Here is a 26,879-nt window from a genome sequence, read left to right on the forward strand (position 1 = left end):
TGCCAGCCTAGTTGGCATGGGCAATAATTTCACTGAAGACAACGCGTCGGCACTCGAGACATCTGGCACCTTTGCCTCCAACGGGGCGAACCGGGGCAATCCCTTTGCCCGGCAACTCTCCGAGCACGGGGTTCCGGAGGCAATGTGGCCGATGCTGGCAAGCCACGGCGTCGGGCCGCTGGTGGAGAAGCTGGGGATCCATTTTTCGGAAATCACGCGTGACCGCGTGGTCGCCACCATGCCCGTCGAAGGCAACCAACAGGTCGCCGGCATCCTGCACGGTGGCGCATCGGTGGCGTTGGCCGAGACGCTGGGATCCTTTGCCGCTGCAGTGCACGGGAAGGGCGCGAAGAAGCCGGTCGGCGTGGATATTTCCGCCACGCACCACCGCGCCGGGGTCAGCGGGCTGGTGACCGGCGTGTGCACGCCGATCCATCTGGGCCGCACCTTGACCACCCATGAAATCGTCATCAGCGACGAGGCCGGCCGGCGCCTGTGCACCTCGCGCATCACCAACATGCTGCTGGATGGCTAATCCCCCGGAGCGGAATGCCCCTGAACGCATTCTCTGCCACGGTGTCACCGGAAGCGGAAAATCCACGCTCGCGCGGGACCTTGGCCGCATCCTGCAGATACCGGTGCACTATGTGGACGAGGAGATCGGGTGGCTGCCCGGCTGGGTGCAGCGCGACCCGGAGGAGCAGAAGGCCCTTGCACTGGAGGCCGCCGCCGCCCCTCGGTGGATCTTTGATTCGGCTTATGGCCACTATCGACAGGACATCATTGAGCGCTGCGATCTCATCGTCTGTCTTGACTACCCGCGCGCCGTCTCGTTGTTTCGGCTTCTGCTGCGCACCGCGACACGAATCAGGCACCGCGAACCGGTGTGCAATGGCAACTTTGAGACCTGGGGAAGGGTCCTGGACCGCGACTCCATCGTGCTCTGGCACTTCAAGACCTTCGGTGCGAAGCGCCGGAACATGCGTGAGCTGGTAGACGCACTGGGGCCCGAGCGCGTCAGGCGTTTTTCCAGCCCCCGGGAAACCGAACGGTGGCTCGCGGGGTTGGAGGCGCATCGGCGCGCGCCGGGTTCCTAGTATTCGCGGCTCTGCCCGGGGGCCTTCTTCACCGCGTAGCGGGTCTCCCGGATCCCGCCGGGATATTCGCGTGTGTATGTCGGGTTGAGCCTTGCGGTTCCGCGCATGGCAAAGAGCGGCCGCCCGCCACCGAGCAGGACCGGCATGGAATAGAGCAGAACCTCGTCGAGCAGTCCCTCGTCCACGAACTGCCCGGCCAGCGAGCCGCCGCCCACGACCCAGACGTCCTTGCCGTTGGCGCTGCGGGCGATGTCCCCCGCCCATTCGGTCACGTCCCCCCGGACGAAGGTCAGATCCGCTCCCGGGAAGGCGGCGAGTTCTCGGTGCGCGAAGACCCAGACCGGCAGCCCCTTGTAGGGCCATTCCTCGCGTATCTCATTGAGCATCCAGGAATAGGTGTCCGCCCCCATGGCGATTGCACCGATTTCCGCCATGAACGCATCGTAGCTTTCGGTTTGGCCGGCGAAGCCGTCAAAGTCCATGAGCCAGTCGAGTCGCTCGTTTTCATCGGCAATGTAGCCATCTGCCGAGGCTGCCACGTAATACCTAAATTGCGTCATGGTGCCCATCCTAACCACGCAGGCGCCGCCGTCGAAGGCATTCGCCACGGGGTTTCCCCGGCTGACGGACGGTGCCGACGGGCGTTAACGCCATTCGCCCGCCCGGATCCTTGGATCCGGGCGGGCGAATTCGCAGTCGTGTTGTTGCTCAGGCGCCGAGGATTCTTTCGCTGAGCGACGGCACGATGAGAATGATGCCGAAGATGACCACGATGCCGCACAGCGCGAAGCAGCCGTAGGCCGCAAGCCTGGCAGGCATGGCCGAGCGCTTGGCATCCTCACCAACGGCAAGCATGCGCACGCCCAGGGAGTATGCACCGACGATGAAAAGTGCGGAGACCCAGGTGGTCACGGCGACGATCAGGAATGCATCCCACTGAATTGTCATTACTTGACCTCCTGCTCGGCCTTGGCGCGCTCCATCTTGCGGCGCTGCTTCTTGCTGGGGATGTTCACTGCGGCCCCGGAGACATCCACATCACTGATCGCGTTGTTGTGGCCCACGAGTTCACGGCGCGAGAGCACCCAGATCACCAGCAGGGAGCCAACTCCCAGAATGGTCACGATGACCAGTCCGCCGGTGCCGAAGTGGGCAAGTGCTGCGGCTGCTGCGCCGATGATCCCCGCGGCCGGAAGCGTAAAGAGCCAGCCCAGGGCGATGCGGCCCGCGGTTCCCCAGCGGACCTCCGCTCCCTTGCGGCCCAGTCCGGAACCGATCACCGATCCGGAGGCGACCTGCGTGGTCGACAGGGCGAAGCCCAGGTGCGAGGAAGCCAGGATGGCGGCGGCGGTGGACGTTTCGGCGGCGAAGCCCTGGGCGGGCTTGACGTCGGTCAGGCCGGAGCCCATGGTGCGGATGATGCGCCAGCCGCCCATGTAGGTTCCCAGCGCTATGGCCAGGGCACAGGAGGCGATGACCCAGAAGTGGGGGCCGGTGCCGGAATCCTGCAGTCCCGAGGCGACCAGGGTCAGGGTGATGACGCCCATGGTCTTCTGTGCGTCGTTGGTGCCGTGGGCCAGTGCCACGAGCGAGGAGGAGAAGATCTGTCCGTAACGGAATCCGCCGCGCTTCGGGGATGCCAGGCCTGACTGGCGCTTGGTCACGGAGTAGGCGAGCTTCGTGCAAAGATATGCCGAGGTTCCCGCGATCACGGGAGCCACGAGTGCCGGAAGCAGCACCTTGGACATCAGCACGTTGTAGTCGATGGCACCGAATCCGGCGCCCACGATCGCGGCGCCGATGAGCCCGCCGAAGAGGGCGTGCGAGGAGCTGGACGGCAGGCCCAGCAGCCAGGTGATCATGTTCCAGACGACGGCGCCCATCAGGCCGGCGAAGATCATGGCCGGCATGATCTGCACACCGGTTTCCCCGCCTTCCTTGATGATGCCGCCGGATATGGTCTTGGCGACCTCCGTCGAGAGGAAGGCACCAACGAGGTTCAGGACCGCGGCCAGCGCGACTGCGGTCTTCGGCTTGATGGCACCGGTGGCGATGGGCGTGGCCATCGCGTTTGCGGTGTCATGGAAGCCATTGGTGAAATCAAAGAACAGGGCAAGTGCAATGACCAGGACGACGATAAGCGTCAGATCCATGTATAAACCAATCGTGGGATTGCGGGCGAGGGCCGAGTCGCGCTGGTTGCTCCGGATGCCCTCATTGTTTACCCAATGTTGGGGTTCCGTTCACCTAAGTCGCAGATTCATCATATGGCCTGCTTCGAACTAGTCAATTCACGCAGCGTGGATCAACGCCCTTGCTTGCCCCGTGGTCAGGCATGGCGCGGGGACCAGGCCGCAGCGACGTGAGCGACTTCACGAACGACTTGACCCGGTCGTGCGAGGTGCGGCACCGTTGCGAGCAGCCGGTCGCCGGCAATGATCCAGGTGGCTATCCCGGTGTTTCGGGTGCGTGAATTGGCGCGGGGCCGTAAGCTCGTGAAATGGCCAGATTCTTTGACGTTCACCCCGATAACCCGCAGCCACGTGCGATTGCACAGGCCGTTGACCTGATACGCAACGGCGGGCTGATCGCGTACCCCACGGATTCCTGCTACGCGCTGGGCGCCCAGATCGGCAACCACGAGGCGCTGGACCGCATCCGGACCATCCGCCAGGTCGGCGACAAGCACCACTTCACACTCGTCTGCAAGGACTTTGCCCAGTTGGGCCAATACGTGGAGGTCAACAACCAGGTGTTCCGCAACATCAAGGCGGTCACCCCGGGCAGCTACACCTTCATCCTCCCGGCGACCAAGGAGGTGCCGCGGCGACTGATGCATGCCAAGAAGAAGACGATTGGCGTGCGCATCCCCGACAACCCGGTGGTCCGCGCCCTGCTGGAGGAACTGGGCGAGCCCATGCTCTCCAGCACCTTGTTGCTTCCGGGCGAAGAGGACCCGATGACCCAGGGATGGGAAATCAAGGAGGCCCTTGACCACGTGGTCGAGGGGGTCATCGATTCCGGTGAATGTGGCATCGAACCCACCACGGTCATCGATTATTCCAGCGGCGAGGCAGTCGTTGCCCGCGTCGGCCTGGGCGACCCCTCGCGCTTCGAATAGCACGGGGGCGCCCCTAGATTGGTTCGCCCCGGGTGTCGGTGAGGTTGCACGCCAACTGCCAGAGGTGGCCGTCCGGATCGGTGAAGGTCCCGACATACTGCAGCCGGCCGCTGGTGTGCCCGATCGAGCGGGGCACGAAGCCCTTCCCTTCTGAAGCGGATACCGCGGCAATAATCTCATCGACCTCGGCGACGGTGGCGATGGCGCAGCTGAGGAAGGCGTCGGTGGCCGGAACCGGGAGCAATGGCGTGCGCTTGGCCTCGCGCGAGTACTTGGTGAACGCCTCGGTCTCGGCCAGGAAAATCGTCATCCCCGGCAGCTCCAGGCAGACCATGCCCATCTCCAGCCTGGCGCTTTCGATTCCCACGACGTCCCGGTAAAAGGCCAGGGAGCGACCGGCATCCGCCACGGCCAGGCTCAGGACAACACCTTGGGTTTTCATCGGGCTTCGGTTTCCTTCCACGGGGTGTACAGGGTCTTGGAACCATTATTCATCGGGGACCGGTCGCGGTGATGTGCCTGATCCCCCACGAACTTTCCCACACTTCGCCCGGCGCCAGCCAGCGCAGGCCCAGCCCGTTGTTGAAGGCGTTCGCCGGCGCGGTCATTGGCTCCATGGCCACGGCGCGCACCGGTCCGGAAGGACCAGGGAATGCCGGGGCGGTGAACACCTGGATGAAACCGTAGTTCGCGTCCATGTGCAATTCCACACGGCTGCCGTCGGGGGCCTCCAGGGAGTGCCTCGTGTTTCCGTCGGGGCCGCGGGACAGTTCGCTCCAGGTGTCGTCCAGCGCGACATCGTTGAGCGGCCGGCCCTGGCGATAGTCGTAGCGCGTCCCGGCCACCGGGTCCTGCCCGCCGGTGGGGATCATGGATCCGTCCACCTCCAGGTGCCGTTCGGCGTTGACCAGCAGTTTCAGGTCCGCCGCCGGAGTATCACCGACCCGCAGGTAGGGGTGGGCGCCGACGGCGACCGGAGCCTTCCGGTCTCCGAGGTTTTCCAGCCGGTGGGTTACCCGCAAGCCGTCCGCCACCAATTCGTAGCGCACGGACGTGGCCAACTCGAAGGGGTACCCCGGCGCCGCGGAAATTTCCGCCGCCAGCACCACGCTGCCTTCGGTCCGCCCGACCTCGCGATAGCTGCTGTGCCGCAACAGGCCGTGGATGGCGTTGCCCCGAGCCGGCTCCGTGACCGCGAGCCGTTCCTCCGCGCCCTCATAGGTCCAGGTCCCTCCGGCCACCCGGTTCGGCCATGGCACCAGGACCACTCCGGCAGCGGAGGGCGCGGCGATATTCCCGGGATAGTCATGGACCAGCTCGACTCCGTCAATCACCAGCCTGCGCAGCGACGCCCCGACCTGGTTCACCACCGCGTGCTGGCTGCGTCCGGCGATGGTCCCGGCGAGTACGAATCGTTCACCCATCGGGGAACCCTGCTCTGTCATGAAGGGCCTTTCGTCGCGGCGGTCCACTGTCATGTGGCCTGGATGGAAGCCTGTCCAACCCTCGCCCGTTGTTTCAGGGGGCCCGGAACAAAAGCGGGGTCGCGTGAACCATCGAGTGGTCCGCGCGACCCCGCTGGCGCATGGTTGGAGCAAGTTTCGTGCGTGGTTACTTGACCTGGTCGATGACCGTCTCGGCGACTTCGCGCATGGACAGGCGGCGGTCCATGGAGGTCTTCTGGATCCAGCGGAATGCCTCTGGTTCGGTCAGTCCCATCTTCTCGGTCAGCAGGCTCTTGGCGCGCTCCACAAGCTTGCGGGTCGCGAACTGCTCGGTGAGGTCTCCGACTTCCTTTTCAAGGGCGCGGATCTCCTCGTGCCGGGAAATCGCGATCTCGATGGCGGGGACCAGGTCGGCCGGGGTAAAGGGCTTGACGACGTAGGCCATGGCTCCGGCCTCGCGGGCGCGCTCCACCAGTTCCTTCTGGCTGAAGGCGGTCAACAGGACGACCGGGGCAATGCGCTCCCTGACGATGGTCTCGGCGGCGGTAATGCCGTCCATGACCGGCATCTTGACGTCCATCAGCACCAGGTCGGGCTTGTGTTCCCGGGCCAGCTCGATGGCCTTTTCCCCGTTGTCTGCCTCCGCAACGACCTCGTAGCCCTCTCCGCGCAGGATCTCGACAATGTCCAGGCGAATCAGGGTCTCGTCCTCGGCGACAATGACGCGGCGGGGCGCGCCGGTGTTGGGCTCGGCCTCAATACGGGTTACTTCGGGCAGGTCGCTCATCGTGCTCCTTCAATCCCGGCGTGACCGGGGACATCATCAATACTCGGTTTCGTCGTTAAGCCTATCTGCATGTACAGTGGATAACCGCAAGGACGCGAGGATTTCAGCGCAAAGCTATTATCGGCTACGCTTATTCTCGCTGCTTCCGAATGTGCCCGCCCGAGTGGCGGAATGGTAGACGCGCTGCACTCAAAATGCAGTATCGAAAGGTGTGTGGGTTCGAGTCCCACCTCGGGCACATTTCGGCCCCGATCCCCTGTTTCACAAGGGATCGGGGCCTTTTTCTTTGTCTGCACCGCGGTCCGGCTTGTCGCCGGGCGTCTCCCCCGAGGGGGCGTGCCGAAGGGAAACCTGAAAAAGGCCCCGATCGCCACGTGGCCATCACCGGACCCGCCGTGACGTCCGGAACCACCATGGCTAGGCTTGAGGCAATCTCCCCGAATGCGTCCCTCACCCATAGGAGCACAATGCCCAGCGCAGTCTCATTGATTAGGTCCCCGCAACTCAGCGACGTTGCGCAATATGCGTATGCCGCCACGGCGCCGGCCAACGCACGCCTGATTTTCCTCGCTGGTTCCTGCCCGCTCAATGAGGATGGAAGCACCGCCGGAATCGGCGACTACGCCGCGCAGGCGGCCACATGCATCCGGAACATGAACATCGCACTGGAAGCGGCCGGCGCAAGCCTGACCGACGTCATATCCACGCGTGTGCTGGTTGCCTCCGCAAAACAAGGGGACCTCGTTGCGGCATGGGAAGTCGTTCGTGCCGCTTTTGGAGACCACGAGGTCCCCAGCACGTTGATGGGCACCACCGTCCTCGGGTACGACCACCAGCTCGTGGAAATCGAGGCCATCGCCGCGGTCCTGGACTAACCAGGGGTGCAAGGCACAAAGGCCGGATCTTCATCGCAGTCCCCCAAGGGAACCGCGTTGAAGATCCGGCCTGTGCCAGTCCCAGTCTAGATGGAGAGCGCCTCGGAACCCGCGACGTTTTCCGAGTCCCACGGACCGACCTTCTCACGGGTCGGCATCGGCTTGCCGTCACCGAGCTGGCCTGCATCCGCAAGGTCGCCGACCTTGTGGATGCGCAGCGAGTTGGTGGAACCGGCTTGTCCCGGAGGGGAACCGGCGGCGATGCAGACGATGTCGTTGATCTCGGCCAGGCCCTCGGCCAGCAGCGCGCGGTCAACCTGTGCGGTCATCTTGTCGGTGTGGTCCGCGTACTCGACCAGGCGCGGCTGGATGCCCCACATCAGCGTCATGATGTTGTACGTCTGCGGCAGCGGCGTGAAGGCCAGCACCGGGCGCTTGGGGCGCAGGCGGGACAGGCGCCGGGCCGAGTCGCCGGACTGGGTGAAGGCCACGATGTACTTGGCATCCAGCTGGTCGGCGATCTCCACCGCAGCGCGGGTGATCGCGCCGCCACGGGTCTTGGGCTTGGAGCCCAGGCGCGGAATGCGGTCCAGGCCGTGGGTTTCCGTGGAGGAAATGATCCGTGCCATGGTCTCGACGGTCTCGATGGGGTATTCGCCCACGCTGGTCTCGCCCGAAAGCATGACCGCATCGGCGCCGTCCAGCACGGCGTTGGCGCAGTCGGAGGCCTCGGCGCGGGTGGGCGTCGGGGACTCGATCATGGATTCGAGCACCTGGGTGGCCACGATGACCGGCTTGGCCCAGCGGCGCGCCAGTTCAATGGCACGCTTCTGCACCAGCGGGACCTCCTCGAGGGGAAGCTCCACGCCCAGGTCGCCACGGGCGACCATGATCGCGTCGAAGGCGTCGATGATTTCCTCGATGGCGTCCACCGCCTGCGGCTTCTCGACCTTCGCGATCACCGGAAGGCGGCGGCCCTCCTCGTCCATGATCTCGTGGACGCGCTGGATGTCGGAGGCATTGCGCACGAAGGACAGGGCAACCATGTCGACGCCGGCCCGAATGGCCCAGCGCAGGTCCTCCTCGTCCTTCTCGCTCAACGCCGGGACGTTGACCGCGACCCCGGGCAGGTTGATGCCCTTGTTGTTGGACACCTCCCCGCCCACGACGACCTCGGTGACAACCTTCTCGTCATCGACGGCGGTGGCGCGCAAGGCGACCTTGCCGTCGTTGATCAAGAGGATGTCGCCCACGTTGACGTCCTGCGGCAGGCCCTTGAACGTCGTGGAGCAGAAGGTTCCGTCGCCCAGTACATCGGCGATCACGATGGTGAACATGTCGCCTACGTGCAGCATGTGCTTGGCGTCGTCCACGAACCGACCCAGACGGATCTTGGGTCCCTGCAGGTCGGCAAAGATGCCGACCGGCCGGCCCAGTTCCTCGGCGGCCGCCCGCACGTTGCCGAGGTTCTCGGCATGCATCGAGTGGTCCCCGTGGCTCATGTTCAAACGGGCGACATCCACGCCCGCCTTGAGCACTGCCAATGTCTTGTCGTAGGTGCCGATCGCCGGGCCCCAAGTGGCCACAATCTTTGCGCGTCTCATACGGTTAGCCTATCTGCCTTTCCATTTCTCAGGTCGGGAAAACACCGCATAAGAGGTGCATCCGTCTCACAACATGCTGATGGCCCTGTCCGTTGGTGCAACGGGGGCCGGAAGGCGGGTTTCGCCCATCAGGTACTTGTCCACCGCCGCGGCACAGGATCGTCCCTCGGCGATGGCCCACACAATCAGGGATTGTCCGCGTCCGGCGTCGCCGGCCACGAACACCCCGGGGGTGTTGGTCATGTAGTAACCATCGCGGGCGACGCTGCCCCGGTCATCAAACTCGGTGTTGGCCTGTTCCATGAGACCGGCAGTCTCGGGTCCGGTGAACCCGAGTGCCAGGAAGACGAGGTCGGCGGGTATGACCCGTTCCGTGCCCGGCTTCGGAAGGCGCTGACCGTCTATGAATTCGGTCTCTGCAACTGTAACACCCATCACGCTTCCGTGTTCTCCCGTGAAGTTGACCGTGGCGGCCAGGTACGACCGCTCACCGCCTTCCTCGTGCGCCGACTGGACCTCGAAGAGGGTCGGGGACATGGGCCAGGGCTGGTGCCCCGGGCGCTCGACCGAGGGCTGGGCCCCGATGGCAAGGGTCGTCACGCTGGCGGCACCCTGGCGGATCGCGGTGCCGAGGCAGTCGGCCCCGGTGTCGCCGCCGCCGAGGATGACCACGTGCTTGCCCTTGGCGTCGATGCGCACGGCATCGCGCTCACCGGCAACCACCTCGTTGGAATCCACGAGGTACTCCATGGCGAAGTGGACCCCGGCCAGCTCGCGCCCCGGGACCGGCAGGTCCCGCGGAACGGTGGCGCCGGTGGCCACGATGACCGCGTCATAGGTGCGGTTCAGCTGCTCGAACTCGATGTCCGTGCCCACGGAAACGCCGGCGCGGAACACTGTCCCCTCGGCCTCCATCTGGGCCAGGCGGGTGTCAAGCACAACCTTGTCCATCTTGAAGTCGGGGATGCCGTAGCGCAGCAGGCCGCCGATCTTCTCATCGCGTTCGTACACCGCGACGGTGTGCCCGGCGCGGGTCAGCTGCTGGGCCGCGGCCAGCCCGGCGGGGCCGGACCCGACCACGGCGATGCGCATGTCGGTGTGGCGCACGGCCAGCACCGGCTCAAGTCCGCCGGAGCCAATCAGCGTGTCGGCGATTTCCACCTCGACCTGCTTGATTGTTACGGCCGGCTGGTTGATTCCCAGCACGCAGGAGGACTCGCAGGGGGCCGGGCACAGCCGCCCGGTGAATTCCGGGAAGTTGTTGGTGGCGTGCAGCCGCTCGGCCGCATCGTCCATCCGGCCCTGGTGGACCAGGGCGTTCCACTCCGGGATGAGGTTGCCCAGGGGGCAGCCGTTGTGGCAGAACGCGATGCCGCAATCCATGCACCGTCCGGCCTGCTTGGTCAGCACGTCGGCATTCTGCCGCTCGGTGACCTCCTTGTAGTCCATGATGCGCACCGAGACGGGGCGCTTGGGCGGGGTTACCCGGTCGCGTACCTCTAAGAATCCACGTGGATTAGCCACGGGTCACCTCCAGAATCCGGTTCCAGACAGTTGCTGAATCCGGGTCGAATCCTTCATTGGCGGCATCGTTGCGTGCCTGTGAGACGGCTGCGTAGTCGCGCGGCAGCACCTTGGTGATGCGGGCAGCGGCCACCGGCCAGTCGGCCAGCATGCTGGCGGCAAGTGCCGATCCGGTGTAGGACACGTGCCGCGCAAGCAGGTCCTTGATCAGCGCGAGATCGGCCTCGTCCGGGCCGGAAAGGATCAAGTCGTCGTTGTCCACGGCCAGCGGGTTCAGCGCCGCCATGTCCAGGTCCAGCACGTAGGCCACTCCCCCGGACATGCCGGCGGCGAAGTTGCGCCCGGTGGCGCCCAGGATCAGCGCCGTGCCCCCGGTCATGTATTCGCAGCCGTGGTCGCCGATGCCCTCGACCACCGCGGTGGCGCCGGAGTTGCGCACGCAGAAGCGTTCGCCCACCATGCCGCCGATGAACAGCTCGCCGCTGGTTGCGCCGTAGCCGATGACGTTTCCGGCAATGACCTGCTCGGCGGGGTTGAATCCGCTGCGCTCATCGGCCTTCACGGTGATCCGTCCGCCGGAAAGGCCCTTGCCGACGTAGTCGTTGGAGTCGCCGATAAGGTGCAGTGCCACCCCGGTGGGCAGGAAGGCGCCCAGGGACTGGCCGGCGTGCCCGCGCAGCTTCACCGCGATCGTGCCCGGTTCCAGCTCCTCGGTCCCGAAGGTGCGGGTGACGTGGTGGCCCAGCATGGTTCCCACCGAGCGGTCGGTGTTCTTGATTGGGAGGTCAAGAACGACCTTTTCGCGGCGTTCCAGGGCAGGCGCCGAGGCCTCGATGAGCGCCACGTCGAAGTGGTTGCCCAGGCCGTGGTCCTGGGACCCGGTGCGCGAACGCGGGGCGCCCGGCTTGGAGCCCGAGGTGTTGAAGATCTTCTCCAGGTGCAGCCCCTGGGTCTTCCAGTGGCCCACCGCCGCGCGGGTGTCCAGCAGCTCGGCCTGGCCGATGGCCTCCCCGAGGGTGGCGAAACCGAGTTCCGCCAGCAGCTCGCGGACCTCCTGGGCGAGGAACTCGAAGAAGTTCACCACGTGGTCGGCCTGGCCGGTGAAGCGCTGGCGCAACTCCGGGTTCTGCGTTGCAACGCCCACCGGGCAGGTGTCCAGGTGGCATACGCGCATCATGATGCAGCCGGCAACCACCAGGGGGGCGGTGGCGAAGCCGAATTCCTCGGCTCCCAGCAGCGCGGCGATGACCACGTCGCGGCCGGTCTTCAGCTGGCCGTCGACCTGCACGGTGACGCGTTCGCGCAGCCCGTTGAGCATCAGCGTCTGCTGGGTCTCGGCCAGGCCGAGTTCCCAGGGCACGCCGGCATGCTTCAGCGAATTCAGCGGGGAGGCGCCGGTGCCTCCGTCGTGGCCGGAGACCAGCACCACGTCGGCCTTGGCCTTGGTGACGCCGGCGGCGACGGTGCCGATGCCGACCTCGGAGACCAGCTTCACGTGGACGCGGGCCGAGGGGTTGGAGCACTTCGCGTCGTGGATCAGCTGGGCCAGGTCCTCGATCGAGTAGATGTCGTGGTGCGGCGGCGGGGAAATCAGTCCGACGCCGGGGGTCGAGTGGCGCGTGCGGGCCACCCACGGGTAGACCTTCTGCGCCATCAGCTGGCCGCCCTCGCCGGGCTTGGCGCCCTGCGCCATCTTGATCTGGATGTCGTCTGCGTGCGTGAGGTACATGCTGGTGACGCCGAAGCGGCCCGAGGCGATCTGCTTGACCGCCGAGCGGCGCTCCGGGTCCAGCAGCCGCTCGACGTCCTCGCCGCCCTCGCCGGTGTTGGACTTCCCGCCCAGGCGGTTCATCGCAATGGCCAGGGTCTCGTGCGCCTCGGCGGAGATCGAGCCGTAGCTCATCGCGCCGGTGGCGAAGCGCTTGACGATTTCGGACACCGGTTCCACGGCGTCGATGTCGATGGGCGTGCGCCCGTCGAACTTGAAGTCGAGCAGCCCGCGCAGCGTCATCAGGCCCTTGGCCTGGTCGTCGACGCCCTGGGTGTACTTCTTGAAGATGTCGTAGCGGCGTTCGCGGGTGGCGTGCTGCAGCCTAAAGACCGTCTCCGGGTTGAAGAGGTGCGGGGGGCCCTCGCGGCGCCACTGGTACTCGCCGCCGGTTTCCAGCACACGGTGCGGCTCCGGGTTCAGGTCGGAGGGGTAGGCGGAGGCGTGGCGCATCGCGGTTTCGGTCGCGATGATGTCAAGGCCCACGCCGCCGAGCTGCGAGGAGGTGCCGGTGAAGTACTGGTCGACCACGCGCTGGGACAGGCCCAGCGCCTCGAAGGTCTGCGCTCCGCAGTAGGAGGCGACGGTGGAGATGCCCATCTTGGACATGATCTTCAGCAGGCCCTTGCCCAGCGCCTTGATCACGTTGGTCTGCGCCTTGGCCGGGGTCACGGAGCCGAGCTCGCCCTGCAGGGCCATTTCCTCGACGGATTCCAGGGCCAGGTAGGGGTTGATGGCGGAGGCGCCGTAGCCCACGAGCACCGCGACGTGGTGGACCTCGCGCACGTCGCCGGCCTCGATGACCAGGGAGGTCTTGGTGCGGTTGGCGCTCTTGAGCAGGTGGTGGTGCACGGCCGAGGTGAGCAGCAGCGACGGGATCGGCGCCCACTGGGCGTTGGAGTCCCGGTCCGAGAGCACGATGAACTTCACGCCGCGGTTGATGGCGGCGGAGACCTTCTCGCAGATCTCCTGCAGGCGGGCGCGCAGCTCGGACTCGCCGCCCTCGGGGCGGTAGAGCCCGCGGACGCGCAGCGCCACCTTGGCGCCGTTCTCGTCGCGGATGTTCGCGATCTTGGCCAGGTCGTCGTTGGTGATCACCGGGTAGTCGAGGGACACCTGCTGGGCGTCGACCTTGCCGGTGGCCAAGAGGTTCCCATCCGGGCCGATGCTGGTGCCCAGGGAGGTGACAAGTTCCTCGCGGATGGAGTCCAGCGGCGGGTTGGTGACCTGGGCGAAGGACTGGGTGAAGTAGTCGAAGAGCAGCCGGGAGCGGTCCGAGAGCACGGCGACGGGGGTGTCGGAGCCCATGGCGCCGAGTGGCTCGGCGCCCGCGGAGGCCATCGGGGCCAGCAGGATCCGCAGCTCCTCGGTGGTGTAGCCGAAGGTGCGCTGGCGGATCTGCACGGAGGCGGAGTTGTGCTTGACGTGTTCCAGGTCGGGCAGGTCGCTGAGGCTGATCTTGTTTTCGCCGACCCACTGGGCCCACGGCGCCGAGGAGGCAACCTGCGACTTGATCTCCTCGTCGGAGATGATGCGTCCGGCCTCGGTGTCCACCAGGAACATCTTGCCCGGGGCGACGCGGCCCTTGGTGGCGATGAGTGCGGGATCGAGGTCGATGACCCCGACCTCGGAGGCCAGGACGACCAGCCCGTCGGTGGTGGTCCAGTAGCGTGCCGGGCGCAGGCCGTTGCGGTCGAGCACTGCACCGACCTGCTTGCCGTCGGTGAAAGACACCGCCGCGGGGCCGTCCCAGGGCTCCATGAGCATCGAGTTGTACTCGTAGAAGGCGCGGCGATCCGCATCCATGGCGGCGTGGTTTTCCCATGCCTCCGGGATCATCATCATGATGGCCTGGGCGATCGGGCGGCCGGAGAGCATGAGCAGCTCGGCGACCTCGTCGAAGGAGGCGGAGTCGGAGGCTCCGGGGCTGCAGATGGGGAAGAGTTCCTCGGGCACCTCGCCCAGCAGGGAGGAGGCGAGCTGCGACTGCCGGGCGCGCATCCAGTTGCGGTTGCCCTTGACCGTGTTGATCTCGCCGTTGTGGGCGATGGTGCGGAAGGGCTGGGCCAGCGGCCAGGAGGGGAAGGTGTTGGTGGAGAAGCGCGAGTGCACGATGCCGAGGCGCGAGGCGAAGCGGTCATCGCCCAGGTCCGGGTAGAACTCGGTGAGCTGCTCGGTGGAGAGCATGCCCTTGTAGACCATCGTGGCGGAGGAGAGCGACGGGAAGTACACGCCGAACTTGTTCTGTGCGCGCTTGCGGATCCGGAAGACCCTGGCATCGAGGTCGGCCTCGTGCTCCGGGGCGGCGCCCAGGAAGAGCTGGGAGAAATGCGGCATGGAGCCCAGCGCGGTGGCGCCGATGGACTCGGTGTTCACCGGGACGTCGCGCCAGCCGAGCACTGCCAGGCCTTCTTCGGCGGCAAGTTCCTCGAGGGCGGTGACGGCGGCGGCACGCTGCGCGGCATCCTGCGGAAGGAAGGCGGTGCCGGCGGCATAGCGGCCGGGCACGGGCAGGTCGATGTCGGTGACGGCGCGGAAGAAGGCGTCGGGAATCTGCGTGAGGATGCCTGCACCGTCGCCGGTGCCTGCGTCGGCGCCCACGGCGCCGCGGTGTTCGAGGCGGCGCAGCGCCTCTAGGGCGTGTTCCACGATTTCGTGGCTGGCCTCTTGCGTCAGCGTGGCAATGACCGCCAGGCCGCACGCGTCTTTTTCGTTTGCCGGGTCATAGAGCCCTTGGGCTTCCGGGACATCGGCAAACCGGGTGTAGGGCGAGGAAACCTCCTCGCCTGGATGCGGTGAGGCATTGAGTTGGACTCCGGTCATGCTCATGAGTGGTCCCTTTCTCGGTGTGTGGGCTTAGGCGGTGGATCTTCGGGCGACGCTGGCCGAGGAAAGGCAAGGGTTCCGCAAACCGGCACCCCGAATGCGGGGGGCCTGCGGCGGGGTGGGGGTGACACCTTTTATCCGTGGACGGTATCCGTGCGGTCCGCCGGTTGGCGGAGCAAGGACCGGCTGCTTCCACGTCGTTGTGGTCGCCGACAGCTGGAGCTGCGGAGATTGGGTATTCCGCCCCCGACGCTGCTGCCACGGTGAAGAAAGAGTAGCACCGGCATGTTTCGGAAATGCACCCACTTTTGTTTCCAACAGTTTTCGTACCCCTCACCAAACCCTTGCTGACTTGGGTCTATTAAATTTCCGCAAAGTTTCGTCGCAATGTCATGCGAATCCCTTCATCATCCGCCCGCGCGGCCCGGTGTTCAAGGCGTCTGCGGCCTTCGCGTCACGGGACCTCTGCCCGGCATCGTGGGGGCACAAAGGGGAAGGACCGGTCCCGGCCTTCCCGGTGGGAAGGTTGGGACCGGTCCTTGCCGGGCCGAGCGGACCGGGGGTCCGACGGCGGATGGTTCTACTTGTCTCCTGCTTCGGGACCGTTGTCGCCGGCGTCCGTGGCTTCCGGGCCGTGGTCGGGGTCGGAGGGCTTCTTGGCGGCATCAGCGACCTCGGCCTGGGGCTCGCGCCCGGCCAGGTAGACGCCCGGATCCGGCTGCGGGCGCAGCTTGCGGAGCACGAAGAGCAGCCCGACGGCGCCCATGAGCACCATGGCAATGGCGAGCCACATGTGCACGCGCAGCCCGATGCCCAGGATCACGATGGTGTCGGCGGCGTCGATGCGCATGGTTTCCATGATGATCCGGCCGATGCCGTACCAGATGAGGTAGGACCAGAACATGGCACCGCGGCGCAGCTTGAACTTGCGGTCCAGGGCGATGAGCAGCAGCACCCCCGCAACGTTCCACAGCGATTCATAGAGGAACGTGGGGTGGAACAGCGTTCCGGCCGGCAGTCCAGGGGGGAAGTTGTAGCTGTCCGGATCGATTTCCAGGCCCCACGGCAACGTGGTGGGCGCGCCGAAGAGTTCCTGGTTGAACCAGTTGCCCCAGCGCCCGAAGGCCTGTGCCAGCAGCACCCCGGGGGCGGCGGCGTCCAGGAACGCCGAAAGCCGTACCCCGGCGCGGCGGCAGGCGATCAGCGCGCCGAGGGTGCCGAGGCTGATGGCGCCCATGATGCCCAGGCCGCCGGCCCAGATCTGCGGGATCTCGCCCCAATGGGCCATCTGCCCGTTGAGGCCGAAGTAGTAGTCCGGATCCGTGACTAGCACGTGGTAGAGGCGTCCGCCGACGATCCCGAAGGGGATGGCCCAGATGCAGATGTCCCAGACCACGTCCTCGGGTCCGCCCTTGGCGCGCCAGCGCCGCGCGGTGATCCACATGGCGGCGACAATGCCGAGCATGATGCAGATCGCGTAGGCGTGGATGGTCAGCGGGCCGAGGGAGAACTTCGAGAATTCGGACGGCGGGCTCGGAATCGAGGCGAGAACGTTGGTTCCCGCCACGGCCAGCTGCATCATGCGTTCACTGTCCGCCCGCTGAGCTCGGCGGTGAGCTTGGCAACCGCGTCCACTCCCCCGTCGCGCAGGGCCGCCACCAGGGCGGTGCCCACGATGACGCCGTCGGAGTACGCGCCGATTTCCGTGACGTGCTTGCGCTGCGAGACGCCCAGGCCCACGCAGGCGTTTTCGGCGCCGGCGGCGTGCGCCGCGGCAACCACGGCCGCGGCAGCGTCGGAGACCTCGGCGCGGGCGCCGGTGACGCCCATGACCGAGACGCAGTAGACGAAGCCGCGGCTGGCTTCCACGGTGGCCTTCATGCGGGCCTCGGTGGAGGACGGGGCAACCAGGAAGACGCGGTCAAGCCCGTACTTGTCGGAGGCCTCCATCCATTCGGCTGCCTCGTCGGGCACCAGGTCGGGGGTGATCAACCCGGCGCCGCCGGCCTCGGCCAGGCGGCGGGAGAACTCGTCCACGCCCATGCGCAGCACCGGGTTCCAGTAGGTCATGATCATTACGGTGGCGTTGCAGCGCTCGGTGATGCCCCTGACGATGTCGAAGACCTGGGCAACCTTGAAGCCCTGGGCCAGGGACTGCACCGTGGCGGCCTGGATGACGGAGCCGTCCATGACGGGGTCCGAGTACGGGATGCCGACCTCGATGATGTCGGCGCCGTTCTCGGCCATGGCCACCGCCGCGTCGATGGTGCCCTGCACGTCGGGGAAGCCGGCGGGCAGGTAGCAGATCAGTGCCGGGCGGCCTTCGGCGCGTGCCGCGGCGATCGCCGCGGCACTCTTGGATACGGGGCTCACTTGGCGTCCTTCGCTTCGGTATCGATGAGGTTGAACCATTCCGCTGCGGTTCCGACGTCCTTGTCGCCGCGGCCCGAAAGGTTGGCAATAATGACGGTTTCCTCGGGCTTGGCCCCGGCGGCGATCTTGCGTGCCGCGATCTTCAGCACGCCCGCCAACGCGTGGGCGGACTCGATGGCCGGGATGATGCCCTCGGTGCGGCAAAGCAGCGAGAACGCGTCCATGGCCTCGGTGTCGGTGATCGGTTCGTAGTGCACGCGGCCGATGTCCGCCAGGTAGGCGTGCTCCGGGCCAACGCTCGGGTAGTCAAGGCCCGCGGAGATCGAGTGGGAATCGACGGTCTGGCCGTCGTCGTCCTGCATCAGGTAGCTCTTGGCGCCGTGCAGCACGCCCGGGCGGCCCAGCGTAATGGCCGCTGCGTGGCGGCCGGTGTCGACGCCGTCGCCGCCGGCCTCGAAGCCGAAAAGCTCCACCGAGGGGTCATCCAGGAAACCGTGGAAGAGTCCGATGGCGTTCGAGCCGCCGCCGATGCACGCGGCGACCGCGTCGGGCAGGCGTCCGGCCTGGGCGATGATCTGCTCGCGGGCCTCCTCGCCGATGACCTCGTGGAAGTAGCGGACCATGGCGGGGAACGGGTGCCCGCCGGCGACGGTGCCCAGCAGGTAGTGGGTGTTGTGCACATTGGCGACCCAGTCGCGCAGCGCCTCGTTGATGGCGTCCTTCAGCGTCTGGGACCCTGCGGTCACCGGGACCACGGTGGCGCCGAGCAGCTGCATGCGCGCCACGTTCAGCGCCTGCCGGCGGGTGTCCTCCGCGCCCATGTAGACCACGCATTCGAGGCCCATCAGGGCAGCGGCGGTGGCCGAGGCGACGCCGTGCTGGCCGGCGCCGGTTTCGGCGATGATGCGGGTCTTGCCCATGCGCTTGGCCAGCAACGCCTGGCCAAGCACGTTGTTGATCTTGTGGCTGCCGGTGTGGTTGAGGTCCTCGCGCTTGAGGAAGACGCGCACCCCGCCGGCGGCCTCGGAGAAGCGCTTGGCCTCGGTGAGCATGGAGGGACGGCCCGTGTAGTTCATGTTCAGGTCCTTGACCTGGGCAATGAACTCCGGGTCGGCCTTGGCGGCCTCGAACGTCTCGCTGAGCTCGTCCATGGCGGCAATCAGCGATTCGGGCATCCAGCGTCCGCCGTAGGCGCCGAAGTACGGGCCCGCGGCGTGCCGCAACGAGTGGGAGGGAGAGGATTCGGACTGGCTTTCGCCCAGGTCCGGGTCACCTGTCATCGGGTTCATCTGGCGCATCCTTTTCTTGCTAAGGAATTCTTCGAGGGGTGTGGGGGGGTCAGCTGGCGCGGGCCGGCTTGGCGGCGGTTCCGGAGGCGATGAAGCGCTTGATCGCGGCGCGCGGGTCGTTGTCCTTGACCAAGGCCTCGCCCACCAGGACCGCATCGGCGCCGTGGCTTGCATATTGCTCGACGTCGGCGACGTCGCGCACGCCGGATTCGGCCACGATGACGACGCCGGAGGGGATGAGGGCAGCCAGCCGGGAGAAGTTCCCGCGGTCAACCTCAAGGGTCTTGAGGTTGCGCACGTTCACGCCGATGATCCGCGAACCGAGCGCCACCGCGCGGGCGATTTCCTCCTCGGTGTGCGTTTCGACCAGGGCGTTCATGCCCAGGGCATGGGTCAGGTCGAGGAATTCGCGCAGCTGCGCGTCATCCAGGGCCGCAACGATCAGCAGCACCAGGTCCGCGCCGTGGGCGCGGGCCTCGAAGATCTGGTAGGGATCGACGGTGAAGTCCTTGCGCAGCAGCGGGATCTTCACCGCGGCGCGCACGGCGTCGAAGTCCGCGAGGGATCCGCCGAAGCGGCGCTCCTCGGTCAGCACCGAGATCACCGACGCTCCCCCGGCCTCGTAGGCGGCGGCCAGCTCGGCCGGTTCGCCGATGTCGGCCAGGGCCCCCTTGGAGGGGGACTTTCGCTTCACCTCGGAGATCACGTGCAGGGTGTTCTCGCGCTGGGAGGCATCGAGGTGTCCCCCCAGTGCCGCATAGGCATCGAGGGCCGGAGCCGCGGCGGCGGCTGCCGCCTCGATTTGGGCCTGGTCGATGATGGACCGACGGGCGTCCAGATCAATCTGAACGCCCGCGATGATATCTGTCAGTACACTCACGGCTAGTGCGCGTCGCCAGACCTGGAGCCGTTGACGCCGAAGCCTGCCTTCTTCATGATCCAGCCGACGATCAGGCCCACGACCACGATGGCGCAACCGACGTACACGAAGGTGGGGTTGTGTCCGGCGAAGGCGATGCAGCCGACGACGAAGCCGACCATCATGACGCCGACCATTGACCATGCGGCCTTGGAGTTGCCGTGTCCGATTTCCTCGGCGTGCATTGGGTCGATCTGGGTGTTGGCGTTAGCCATGGTGGGATACTCCTTCTCACCTCGTGCGAATCGGGATTTTTCCCGATAAATATCTTGGTTTCCATTCTGCCATTCTTTGGGGCGATGGCATGCCATGTTGCGCCGCGTGTGCGCTACCCAGTCGGGTCGTCCCCGCGGGAGAGCGAGTCCCAGCCGGAGATCTCGTCGATTTGCCCGTCCTGCGCCGCGGCAGGAAGCCCGGCCGCGGTGGCCGAGGCGTCTCGGGCGTACTTCCGGGACCCCGTCCAGTGGCGCCCGGCGACGGCCAGCAGCACGGCGTTGGCCACGAGCACCGCCCCCGCCAGCGCCGCCGCCCAGGGCCAGAACGTCACGTCGTAGTCGCCGCCGGAGGTGTTCAACCCGGTGGCCTCGCCGACCTTGGTGGCGGCAGCGAGCACCGGGTCGGCAAGCACCGACACCGCAGCGGCGGCGATTCCGCCGCCGACCAGCAACAGGATCGCGGCGATGACCCAGCGGGCGGCCTTCCCGGCGATCATCGCGGCAAGCGAGCCGGCCAGGGCCACCACGGCCAGGGCCGCCACGGCGGCGGCCGCATCGGAGCCCGCCACCTCGATGAGCGGGATCTTCACGGAGCCGACCTCCGGCTGGACGTTGATCCAGGTCCGGGTGCTGGTGGCCAGCGCCAGGACCGCGCCGGCCAGGCCCAGCAGCATGACGTTCTTCTTGGATCCGCGCCGCGTTTTCTGTTGCCCGCTCATGCCTGGGTGCCGTCCACTCGTGCCGGCGCCATGGTCCCGGCGGCCCAGACCGCGCGCAGCGGGGCGGCCGACTTGTTGATGGTTTCCAGCGCCTCGGCGTCCAGGTCGGAGTCGGCGACGATGCCGCCGCCGGCCTGCACGTAGGCACGGTTGCCCTTGATCAGCGCGGAGCGGATGGCGATGGCCATGTCCATGTCCCCGGTGAAGTCCAGGTAGCCCACCACGCCGCCGTAGATGCCGCGGCGGTACGGTTCGTATTCGTCGAGCAGTTGCAGGGCGCGCGGCTTCGGCGCCCCGGAGAGCGTGCCGGCCGGGAAGGTCGCGGCCAGCACGTCGTAGCCGTCGTGGCCGGGTGCCAGCTTGCCGACCACGTTGGAGACCAGGTGCATGATGTGGCTGAAGCGCTCGACCTCCATGAACTGGGTGACCTCCACGGAGCCCGGGACGCAGACCTTGGAGAGGTCGTTGCGCGAGAGGTCGACCAGCATCAGGTGCTCGGCCCGCTCCTTCTCGTCGGCCAGCAGGTTCTTCTCGTGCTGCACGTCGTCCTCGTAGGTGGCGCCGCGCGGGCGGGAGCCGGCGATCGGGTGGGTGACCACGTGGTCGTCGTTCACGGTGACCAGCGCCTCGGGCGAGGAACCGACGATCGAGTACGCCTTGCCGTGGGCGTCCTGCAGGGTGAAGAGGTACATGTACGGGCTGGGGTTGGTGCCGCGCAGGATGCGGTACACGTCCAGCGGGTCGGCGTGGGTCTCGAGCTCGAAGCGGCGCGAGATGACGACCTGGAAGATCTCTCCGTCGACGATGGCCTCCTTGCCGCGCAGCACCGCCCGGCGGTAGGAGTCCTCGTCCCAGGAGTGGGTCACGGCGTTCATGAGTTCGTCGGCCGGGACGTCGGTGCCGGAGAGCACCGAGACCGGGTTGTCCGCCGCCTCGCCGAGCGCCGCGAGCATTTCGCCCAGGCGCTCCACGGCGTGGTCGTAGGCCCCGTCGACGCCCTCGGAGGTGCCGTTGAAGTTGATGGCGTTGGCGATCAGCGTCAGGGTGCCGTCGGTGTTGTCGTGCACCGCCATGTCGCCGACCAGGTTCATGGCCAGTTCGGGCAGGTGCAGGTCGTCGGCCGGCGGGTTGGGCAGCTTCTCCCAGTGGCGCACTGCCTCCCAGCCGATGAAGCCGACCATGCCGCTGGTCAGCGGCGGCAGCCCGTGCAGGGGTTCGGTGCGCAGGGCGCGGACGGTGTCGCGCAGCACCTCGACCGGGTTGCCCTCAGTCGGCATGCCCGCCGGAGGGGTGCCCTGCCAGTGCGCCTTGCCGTCCAGGGTGGTCAGCGTCGCCGGGGAGTTCACGCCGATGAAGGAGTAGCGGGACCACACTCCCCCGGCCGCCGCCGATTCCATCAGGAAGGTGCCGGGGCGCCCGCCGGCCAGCCGGCGGTAGATGGAGATGGGCGTCAGCGCATCGGCCAGCACCCTCATGGTCACGGGAATGACGCGGCGGTCCGCGGCGAGCGCGCGGAATTGCTCGCGGGTGGGTGTCAGGGCGCCGAGAGCTTGCATGAGCGAAGAATGGTCCTTGCGTGTACGGAGTCGAGCGGGGGAAAGATCAGGAAACGCGGCGGCCCACGACGGCGGGCAGTTCGCGGCCGTCGAAGCACGTGTGGGTCCCGGTGTGGCAGGCCGCGCCGATCTGGTCGACGACCACCAGCAGGGCGTCGCCGTCGCAGTCGAGGGACACGGAGCGGACCAGCTGGGAGTGCCCGGAGGTGTCGCCCTTGCGCCAGTATTCCTTGCGGGAGCGGGACCAGTAGGTCACCCGCCCGGTGGTCAGGGTGCGGCGCAGCGCTTCCTCATCCATCCATCCGAGCATCAGCACCTCGCCGCTGCCATGCTGCTGGACAATGGCCGCGACCAGTCCGGCCTCGTCCTTCTTCAGGGCGGCGGAAATCTGGGCGGACAATTTCCCGTCAACGGAGGCGGGAGCGGCGAAGGCTGGGTTCTGCGACATCCATACCAGTCTAGTGCCACGGGCGGCGAAACCGGTCCCAAAACACCTGCGGGTGGTCCCGGGTGCCGATTTGGTCACACACGCCGCGACAAGGCCGCGCCATTGGGGCCAAATGGCCGCCGGAACGTGTTAGTTTCGAAGTGATGCATTTCGTCCCAGCCTCGCGTGAAGTATTGGCCGAAGTCCTGCTGGCTGCAGGGCCGACGGCCCCCACATTGTGCGCCGGATGGCAGACCCGCCACCTGGCCGCGCACCTGGTCCTGCGAGAGCAGTCGCTGCTGGCCGCCGGTCTGGTCCTCAAGCCGCTGGAGCACCGCATGGAAGTCGAACTTGACCGGCGCGCCGAGCTGGCCAGGGAACGCGATGCCTATGCGGGCCTCGTCAAGGAGTTCCTGCGCGGCGCCCCCAGGTTTTCCCCGCTGGCCAACCCGCGCGTTGACCATTCGGCGAACCTCTCCGAGTTCTTCATCCACACCGAGGACGTGCGCCGCGCCTCCGACCGCTGGGTCCCCCGCGCGCTCGACGCCAAGTACGAGGATCTCCTGTGGGAGGACCTGATTCGCCGGGCCGGGCACTACTATCGCGGCGTTGACGTCGGCATCATCCTGGTGCGCCCCGACGGGCGACGCCACGTGGCCCGCAAGGCCAGCGCCTCGGTTGCCATCACCGGACACCCGGGCGAACTCCTGCTGCATGCCTCCGGGCGGCGCGAGGAGGCCCTGGTGACGTTCGAGGGCGCCGAAGAGGCCATCGCGCTGCTCTCGGTCTCGCTCTAGCCCTTCCCCGGCGACCCTGCCCGGGACACGCTGCCCAAAACTGCCGTGCGCGGCGTTCGGCCCTAGTTGACGGCGGGCAGGCCGATGTCATGTTCCAGGCGGGAGGAGGCCACGTCCTCCTTGTTCTCCTCGGCCCAATCCTTCAGTTCGAAGACGATGCGCAGAAGCGAGTGGCCGCGCGCAGTGAGCTCGTAGTCCGTCCGGACGGGAACCTGCGCGGTGAGCTCCCGGGAAACCAGTCCGTCGCGTTCCAGCGAGCGCAGCGTTGAGGTGAGCATCTTCTGGCTGACCCCCGGAATCTTCCTGCGAAGGTCGCTGTGCCGCTGCCGCCCCTCCGCCAGGGCGAGCATGACGAGCGTGACCCATTTGCCGCTGATGGCCTCAAGCAATTGGCGTGCCGGACAGTCGCCCAAGGAGGCGTTGTAGTGCTCCCGAGCAGCCCGGCGCTGCTGGTCGGCCGTGTGGGACATGTGCTCAACACTCTTCCTGTCCGGTTCCCTGGTGCACGCCGCCATGCCCGGGGGTTGTTCCCAATAGAAATATGCCACATCTTCCCCGCGCCGCGAACCATGGGCCGCGCCCGCCGCCGGTTGCCCCGCGAATGGGAGGGCACCACGGGAAGGCACCCCGACGTGCCGTGGGCACAAAATTGTGCCGTCTTACGCGGGGCCGGGCCCTGCGTCAAGATTAGTTCGGGAGGCGCCCGAGGCCTCCCGAACCAATCCCTGAAAGGAAGCCCATGCCCACCCTCCTCCACGTCAATGCCTCCCCCCGCCATGCCAACAGCGAGTCCCTGGGGCTGGCGAGGCATTTCATCGATTCAGTGCAGGCTGCCGCCCCGGCGGCCCTAGACCTGGTGACCCTCGACCTGTTCGACACCGGGGCGCTGCCCGATTTTGGCCGCACCGCGGCGGATGCCAAAATGGCCGTCTTCTCCGGCGGGGAACAAACGCCGGAGCAGGTTGCCGCGTGGAACGCGGCCCGCGCCGTGTTCGACCAGTTCGCCGCCGCCGATGCCTACGTCTTCAACGTCCCCATGTGGAATGCCGGCGTCCCCTACGTCCTGAAGCAGTGGATCGACATCATTACCCAGCCCGGTTGGAGCTTCGGATTCGATCCGGAAAAGGGCTACCGCGGCCTGATGGAGGGCAAGCATGCCCTCGCCATCCACACCAGCGGCGTTTACGCCCCCGGCTTGCCTGCCGCCTTCGGTTCCGACTTCAGCAGCACCTTCTTTGCCGACTGGCTGGACTTCATCGGCGTCCGGGACGCTGCCCACGTGCGCTTCGCCCCCACCGTCCTGAACGCCGATGTCGACGGCTCCCGCCGGCTCGCCGAGGCCGAGCTGTCCGCCGAAGCCATCGGGTTTGCCGGCAAGCTGTTTGCCACCGGCGCCAAAGAGCTCGTCAGCAGCTGAGTCCGGCCCCGGGCGGCGGCCAGATTTCCGTGAAGCCACCCGCCGCGCGCCCGCCCGGGGCCACCACGTGGATCACGGCCAGCACGGCGCCTGCCGGGTTGGACCCGGTGGCCGCCGGTTCCACCGCAGCGGGCAGGACCGCCGTGGCCCTCCACATATTCCCCTCCCGCAGCACTGCCGTTGGTTCCCCGTTGACGGTCAGCCGCAACTCGGCATCCTCCGGCGCCTGGATTTCTCCCTCGAGCAGCAGCCTGCGGGCGCCCTCGTGCTGGGACTGCGGATCGAATCGCGCGTCGATCCCGATCCGCGGCCCCGCTGCGCCGTCGGCGGCCTCCGCGCGGCACCCCGTCCAGTTGCCGTCACCGGGCAGCCCGGGGGCGAGTGCCGGGGCCCGGCGCAGCGTGCCGGCATCCTCGAAGGCCCAGCCCCAGCCCAGGATCGCGTTGTCGGCGTAGGCGGGGCCGGCAAAGGTCAACCCCACCGGCATGCCGGTGTCTTCCATCAAGCCCATGGCCACGGTGACCGACGGGATGCCGAAGTGGCGCATGGCGTAGTTGCCGTGGGAGAAGAAGACCCCGTTTTCCCAGGCCCGGTCCGCCGAGGCCGGGTCGGTGTCGGCATCCGCGGCACCGACGTCGGCATTGGCCGGGAAAACGACCCCGTCGAGGTCGTGCCGGGCCAGCCAGTCCTCGAAGAGTTCCTTGCGCAGGGTTTCCAGGGCAGTGAGCCCGGCTGCAAACCCCGGCAGCGTTGCCGGGTCGGGCAGGCCGTCGCCCGCCATCGCCACCACGTCGCGGTAGCGGTTCTCGTAGTCCTCGACCTCTTCGTAGCGGTCAGGCAGCGATCCGGCCGGGGCCGGGAAGATCCGCAGATGGTCCACCGCGGCCAGCCGGTTCAGTGCGGGGTCGTTGTTTGCGCGCAGGAACGTGTCCCAGCCGTGGGCAAGGATCTCGTTGAATTCCAGCGTCATCCAGCCCTCCGGCAGGACGCCCAGGGCGCCGAGCTGCTCGCCTCCGGGGATGTTGCCCTCGTATTTTTCAATGACCGGGAAGTCGACCTCGACGACCGTGGCCCCGAGGCCCTCGAGCCGCCTGCGGGCAGCGTCCCAGAGTCCCAGCACGCTGGGACGCACGCGGATGGGGAACTTGGGGTCCTGGCCCAGGTACATGCGCGGCACGCCCAGGCGCTTGCCCTTCAACGCCTCGGCGTCGGCCAACGCCGTGTAGCTTTCGGGGCGGACGGCCGAGGCCGCAGGCAGCTTGACGGCCGCTTGGTCGCGCCAGAAATCCCCGGTGGTCTCCGGATCGTCGGCGACGACCACGTCCAGCACGCGGAACATGTCATCCATGGTCCGGGTGTGCGGGACCACGACGTCGCGCGTGGGGAAGAGCGGCCAGTTGCCGCGGATCGAGATGACCCCGCGCGAGGGGGTGTAGGCGCACAGGGAGTTGTTGGAGGCCGGGCTGCGGCCCGAGGACACGGTCTCCTCCCCCATGCCGAAAACGCCCAGGCTCGCCGCGGTGGCAACCCCCGATCCGTTGGAGGACCCGGAGGCGAAGGCGGCCGCCAGGTAGTTGGCGTTGTAGGGGCTTTCGGCGCGGCCGTAGAGACCGCGCTGCATGCCCCCGTCGGCCATGGGCGGCATGTTGGTCTTGCCCACCAGCACTCCCCCTGCCTCGCGGATGCGGGCAACGGTGAAGGCGTCGTGCGTGGCCACCAGGTCCTTGAGGGCCGGCGAGCCGGCGGCGACGGTGAGCCCGGCGACCATGTAGCTGTCCTTGACGGTGAAGGGCACGCCTTCCAGGGAGCCGGCCAACCCCGCGCGGCGGCGGGCGTCGGAGGCGGCGGCCTCGGCAAAGGCGCCCGGGTTCAGCACGGGCACGGCGTTCAGCCGGACCGAGGACCGGTCAAAGCGCCCGATGCGTGCCAGGTGTGCGGCAAGGAGCTCGACGGCCGTCACTTCGCCGGATTCAAGGGCACGAAGGGTTTGTTCGATGGAAGCGTCGTGGATGGTGAACGGTCTGGTCATGGGAAACGTGTTCTTTCTGGGAAGTGCCCCGCGTCCACGCGGCGCACGGGGGAACCGAGGTGATGCACGCGTGGGCAGCGGTGCCGGGCGA

General features: G+C 67.2%; 25 protein-coding genes and 1 tRNA gene. 7 read left to right on the forward strand and 19 right to left on the reverse strand.

Features of this window, described 5'->3' with window-relative positions:
* Positions 1 to 16 precede the first annotated feature (16 nt).
* Together AC6CHY_RS07355 and AC6CHY_RS07360 are read left to right on the forward strand one after the other, a co-directional pair.
* Positions 17 to 535: a hotdog fold thioesterase gene (locus AC6CHY_RS07355; protein WP_336245027.1), complete on the forward strand. Its 519-nt coding sequence runs from the start codon at positions 17 to 19 to the stop codon at positions 533 to 535.
* Complete coding sequence (locus AC6CHY_RS07360) at positions 528 to 1,097, forward strand: P-loop NTPase family protein (RefSeq protein ID WP_217387707.1); 570 nt, start codon at positions 528 to 530, stop codon at positions 1,095 to 1,097. Before AC6CHY_RS07355 ends, AC6CHY_RS07360 begins: the two co-directional genes overlap by 8 nt.
* Here AC6CHY_RS07360 and AC6CHY_RS07365 read toward each other — a convergent pair.
* The 3 genes from AC6CHY_RS07365 to AC6CHY_RS07375 form a co-directional block, all read right to left on the reverse strand.
* Complete coding sequence (locus AC6CHY_RS07365) at positions 1,094 to 1,657, reverse strand: dihydrofolate reductase family protein (RefSeq protein ID WP_498226333.1); 564 nt, start codon at positions 1,655 to 1,657, stop codon at positions 1,094 to 1,096. The genes AC6CHY_RS07360 and AC6CHY_RS07365 overlap by 4 nt on opposite strands.
* A 148-nt stretch (positions 1,658 to 1,805) precedes the next feature.
* Positions 1,806 to 2,045 carry a hypothetical protein gene (locus tag AC6CHY_RS07370; protein WP_217387705.1) on the reverse strand — a complete coding sequence of 80 codons (240 nt, stop codon included), beginning with the start codon at positions 2,043 to 2,045 and terminating at the stop codon, positions 1,806 to 1,808.
* Positions 2,045 to 3,250, reverse strand: a complete 1,206-nt coding sequence (locus tag AC6CHY_RS07375) for an inorganic phosphate transporter (protein ID WP_498226335.1) — start codon at positions 3,248 to 3,250, stop codon at positions 2,045 to 2,047. The genes AC6CHY_RS07370 and AC6CHY_RS07375 overlap by 1 nt, the downstream gene beginning before the upstream one ends.
* Positions 3,251 to 3,597: 347 nt before the next feature.
* Between AC6CHY_RS07375 and AC6CHY_RS07380 the strand changes: the two genes are divergently transcribed.
* Entirely contained in the window at positions 3,598 to 4,218 is a 621-nt protein-coding gene (locus AC6CHY_RS07380) for an L-threonylcarbamoyladenylate synthase (protein ID WP_217387703.1), read from the forward strand.
* A gap of 13 nt (positions 4,219 to 4,231) precedes the next feature.
* On the opposite strand, the gene AC6CHY_RS07385 is transcribed toward AC6CHY_RS07380, so the two are convergent.
* The 3 genes from AC6CHY_RS07385 to AC6CHY_RS07395 form a co-directional block, all read right to left on the reverse strand.
* Entirely contained in the window at positions 4,232 to 4,660 is a 429-nt protein-coding gene (locus tag AC6CHY_RS07385; RefSeq protein WP_217387702.1) for a VOC family protein, read from the reverse strand.
* A 49-nt stretch (positions 4,661 to 4,709) separates the two neighbouring features.
* Positions 4,710 to 5,642: an aldose 1-epimerase family protein gene (locus AC6CHY_RS07390; RefSeq protein WP_498226337.1), complete on the reverse strand. Its 933-nt coding sequence runs from the start codon at positions 5,640 to 5,642 to the stop codon at positions 4,710 to 4,712.
* A gap of 187 nt (positions 5,643 to 5,829) precedes the next feature.
* Positions 5,830 to 6,450 (reverse strand): ANTAR domain-containing response regulator, encoded by a 621-nt coding sequence (locus tag AC6CHY_RS07395; RefSeq protein WP_217387700.1) that lies wholly within the window; start codon positions 6,448 to 6,450, stop codon positions 5,830 to 5,832.
* A 157-nt stretch (positions 6,451 to 6,607) separates the two neighbouring features.
* Here AC6CHY_RS07395 and AC6CHY_RS07400 point away from each other — a divergent pair.
* Positions 6,608 to 6,688, forward strand: a tRNA-Leu gene (locus AC6CHY_RS07400).
* Positions 6,689 to 6,917: 229 nt separating this feature from the next.
* Positions 6,918 to 7,325: a RidA family protein gene (locus AC6CHY_RS07405; RefSeq protein ID WP_498226339.1), complete on the forward strand. Its 408-nt coding sequence runs from the start codon at positions 6,918 to 6,920 to the stop codon at positions 7,323 to 7,325.
* Between the two features lie 86 nt (positions 7,326 to 7,411).
* On the opposite strand, the gene pyk is transcribed toward AC6CHY_RS07405, so the two are convergent.
* The 11 genes from pyk to hisI form a co-directional block, all read right to left on the reverse strand.
* On the reverse strand, positions 7,412 to 8,929 hold the full coding sequence (gene pyk / locus AC6CHY_RS07410; RefSeq protein ID WP_498226341.1) for a pyruvate kinase: 1,518 nt from the start codon (positions 8,927 to 8,929) through the stop codon (positions 7,412 to 7,414).
* A 66-nt stretch (positions 8,930 to 8,995) separates the two neighbouring features.
* Positions 8,996 to 10,453 carry a glutamate synthase subunit beta gene (locus AC6CHY_RS07415; protein ID WP_498226343.1) on the reverse strand — a complete coding sequence of 486 codons (1,458 nt, stop codon included), beginning with the start codon at positions 10,451 to 10,453 and terminating at the stop codon, positions 8,996 to 8,998.
* Positions 10,446 to 15,050 (reverse strand): glutamate synthase large subunit, encoded by a 4,605-nt coding sequence (gene gltB / locus AC6CHY_RS07420; RefSeq protein ID WP_498226344.1) that lies wholly within the window; start codon positions 15,048 to 15,050, stop codon positions 10,446 to 10,448. The genes AC6CHY_RS07415 and gltB overlap by 8 nt, the downstream gene beginning before the upstream one ends.
* 577 nt (positions 15,051 to 15,627) lie before the next feature.
* Positions 15,628 to 16,629 (reverse strand): prolipoprotein diacylglyceryl transferase, encoded by a 1,002-nt coding sequence (gene lgt, locus AC6CHY_RS07425; protein ID WP_498226345.1) that lies wholly within the window; start codon positions 16,627 to 16,629, stop codon positions 15,628 to 15,630.
* Positions 16,626 to 17,459 carry a tryptophan synthase subunit alpha gene (gene trpA / locus AC6CHY_RS07430; protein WP_498226347.1) on the reverse strand — a complete coding sequence of 278 codons (834 nt, stop codon included), beginning with the start codon at positions 17,457 to 17,459 and terminating at the stop codon, positions 16,626 to 16,628. Before trpA ends, lgt begins: the two co-directional genes overlap by 4 nt.
* The gene (gene trpB / locus AC6CHY_RS07435; RefSeq protein ID WP_498226482.1) at positions 17,417 to 18,700 is read right to left on the reverse strand and encodes a tryptophan synthase subunit beta; all 1,284 of its coding nucleotides are present in this window, start codon (positions 18,698 to 18,700) and stop codon (positions 17,417 to 17,419) included. Before trpB ends, trpA begins: the two co-directional genes overlap by 43 nt.
* Positions 18,701 to 18,758: 58 nt before the next feature.
* Positions 18,759 to 19,589 carry an indole-3-glycerol phosphate synthase TrpC gene (gene trpC, locus AC6CHY_RS07440; RefSeq protein WP_217391002.1) on the reverse strand — a complete coding sequence of 277 codons (831 nt, stop codon included), beginning with the start codon at positions 19,587 to 19,589 and terminating at the stop codon, positions 18,759 to 18,761.
* Between the two features lie 2 nt (positions 19,590 to 19,591).
* Positions 19,592 to 19,843, reverse strand: a complete 252-nt coding sequence (locus AC6CHY_RS07445; protein WP_217391003.1) for an HGxxPAAW family protein — start codon at positions 19,841 to 19,843, stop codon at positions 19,592 to 19,594.
* A gap of 113 nt (positions 19,844 to 19,956) precedes the next feature.
* Positions 19,957 to 20,562 carry a Trp biosynthesis-associated membrane protein gene (locus AC6CHY_RS07450; RefSeq protein ID WP_217391004.1) on the reverse strand — a complete coding sequence of 202 codons (606 nt, stop codon included), beginning with the start codon at positions 20,560 to 20,562 and terminating at the stop codon, positions 19,957 to 19,959.
* Positions 20,559 to 22,118: an anthranilate synthase component I gene (locus AC6CHY_RS07455; RefSeq protein ID WP_217391005.1), complete on the reverse strand. Its 1,560-nt coding sequence runs from the start codon at positions 22,116 to 22,118 to the stop codon at positions 20,559 to 20,561. Before AC6CHY_RS07455 ends, AC6CHY_RS07450 begins: the two co-directional genes overlap by 4 nt.
* Before the next feature lie 46 nt (positions 22,119 to 22,164).
* A complete protein-coding gene (hisI, locus tag AC6CHY_RS07460) occupies positions 22,165 to 22,566 on the reverse strand; it encodes a phosphoribosyl-AMP cyclohydrolase (protein ID WP_217391006.1) in 402 nt (133 codons plus the stop codon).
* Between the two features lie 143 nt (positions 22,567 to 22,709).
* Between hisI and AC6CHY_RS07465 the strand changes: the two genes are divergently transcribed.
* On the forward strand, positions 22,710 to 23,342 hold the full coding sequence (locus tag AC6CHY_RS07465) for a TIGR03085 family metal-binding protein (RefSeq protein WP_217391007.1): 633 nt from the start codon (positions 22,710 to 22,712) through the stop codon (positions 23,340 to 23,342).
* Positions 23,343 to 23,404: 62 nt separating this feature from the next.
* Here the strand turns inward: AC6CHY_RS07465 and AC6CHY_RS07470 are convergent, their stop codons facing one another.
* Positions 23,405 to 23,812 carry a winged helix-turn-helix transcriptional regulator gene (locus tag AC6CHY_RS07470; RefSeq protein ID WP_217391008.1) on the reverse strand — a complete coding sequence of 136 codons (408 nt, stop codon included), beginning with the start codon at positions 23,810 to 23,812 and terminating at the stop codon, positions 23,405 to 23,407.
* 269 nt (positions 23,813 to 24,081) lie between these two features.
* Between AC6CHY_RS07470 and AC6CHY_RS07475 the strand changes: the two genes are divergently transcribed.
* The gene (locus AC6CHY_RS07475) at positions 24,082 to 24,759 is read left to right on the forward strand and encodes an FMN-dependent NADH-azoreductase (RefSeq protein ID WP_217391009.1); all 678 of its coding nucleotides are present in this window, start codon (positions 24,082 to 24,084) and stop codon (positions 24,757 to 24,759) included.
* Here the strand turns inward: AC6CHY_RS07475 and AC6CHY_RS07480 are convergent.
* Complete coding sequence (locus tag AC6CHY_RS07480) at positions 24,749 to 26,788, reverse strand: amidase (RefSeq protein WP_498226351.1); 2,040 nt, start codon at positions 26,786 to 26,788, stop codon at positions 24,749 to 24,751. The two genes, AC6CHY_RS07475 and AC6CHY_RS07480, sit on opposite strands and share 11 nt — an antisense overlap.
* Positions 26,789 to 26,879 lie beyond the last annotated feature (91 nt).

The sequence above is a fragment of the Paeniglutamicibacter sp. GQ140 genome (assembly GCF_059759235.1).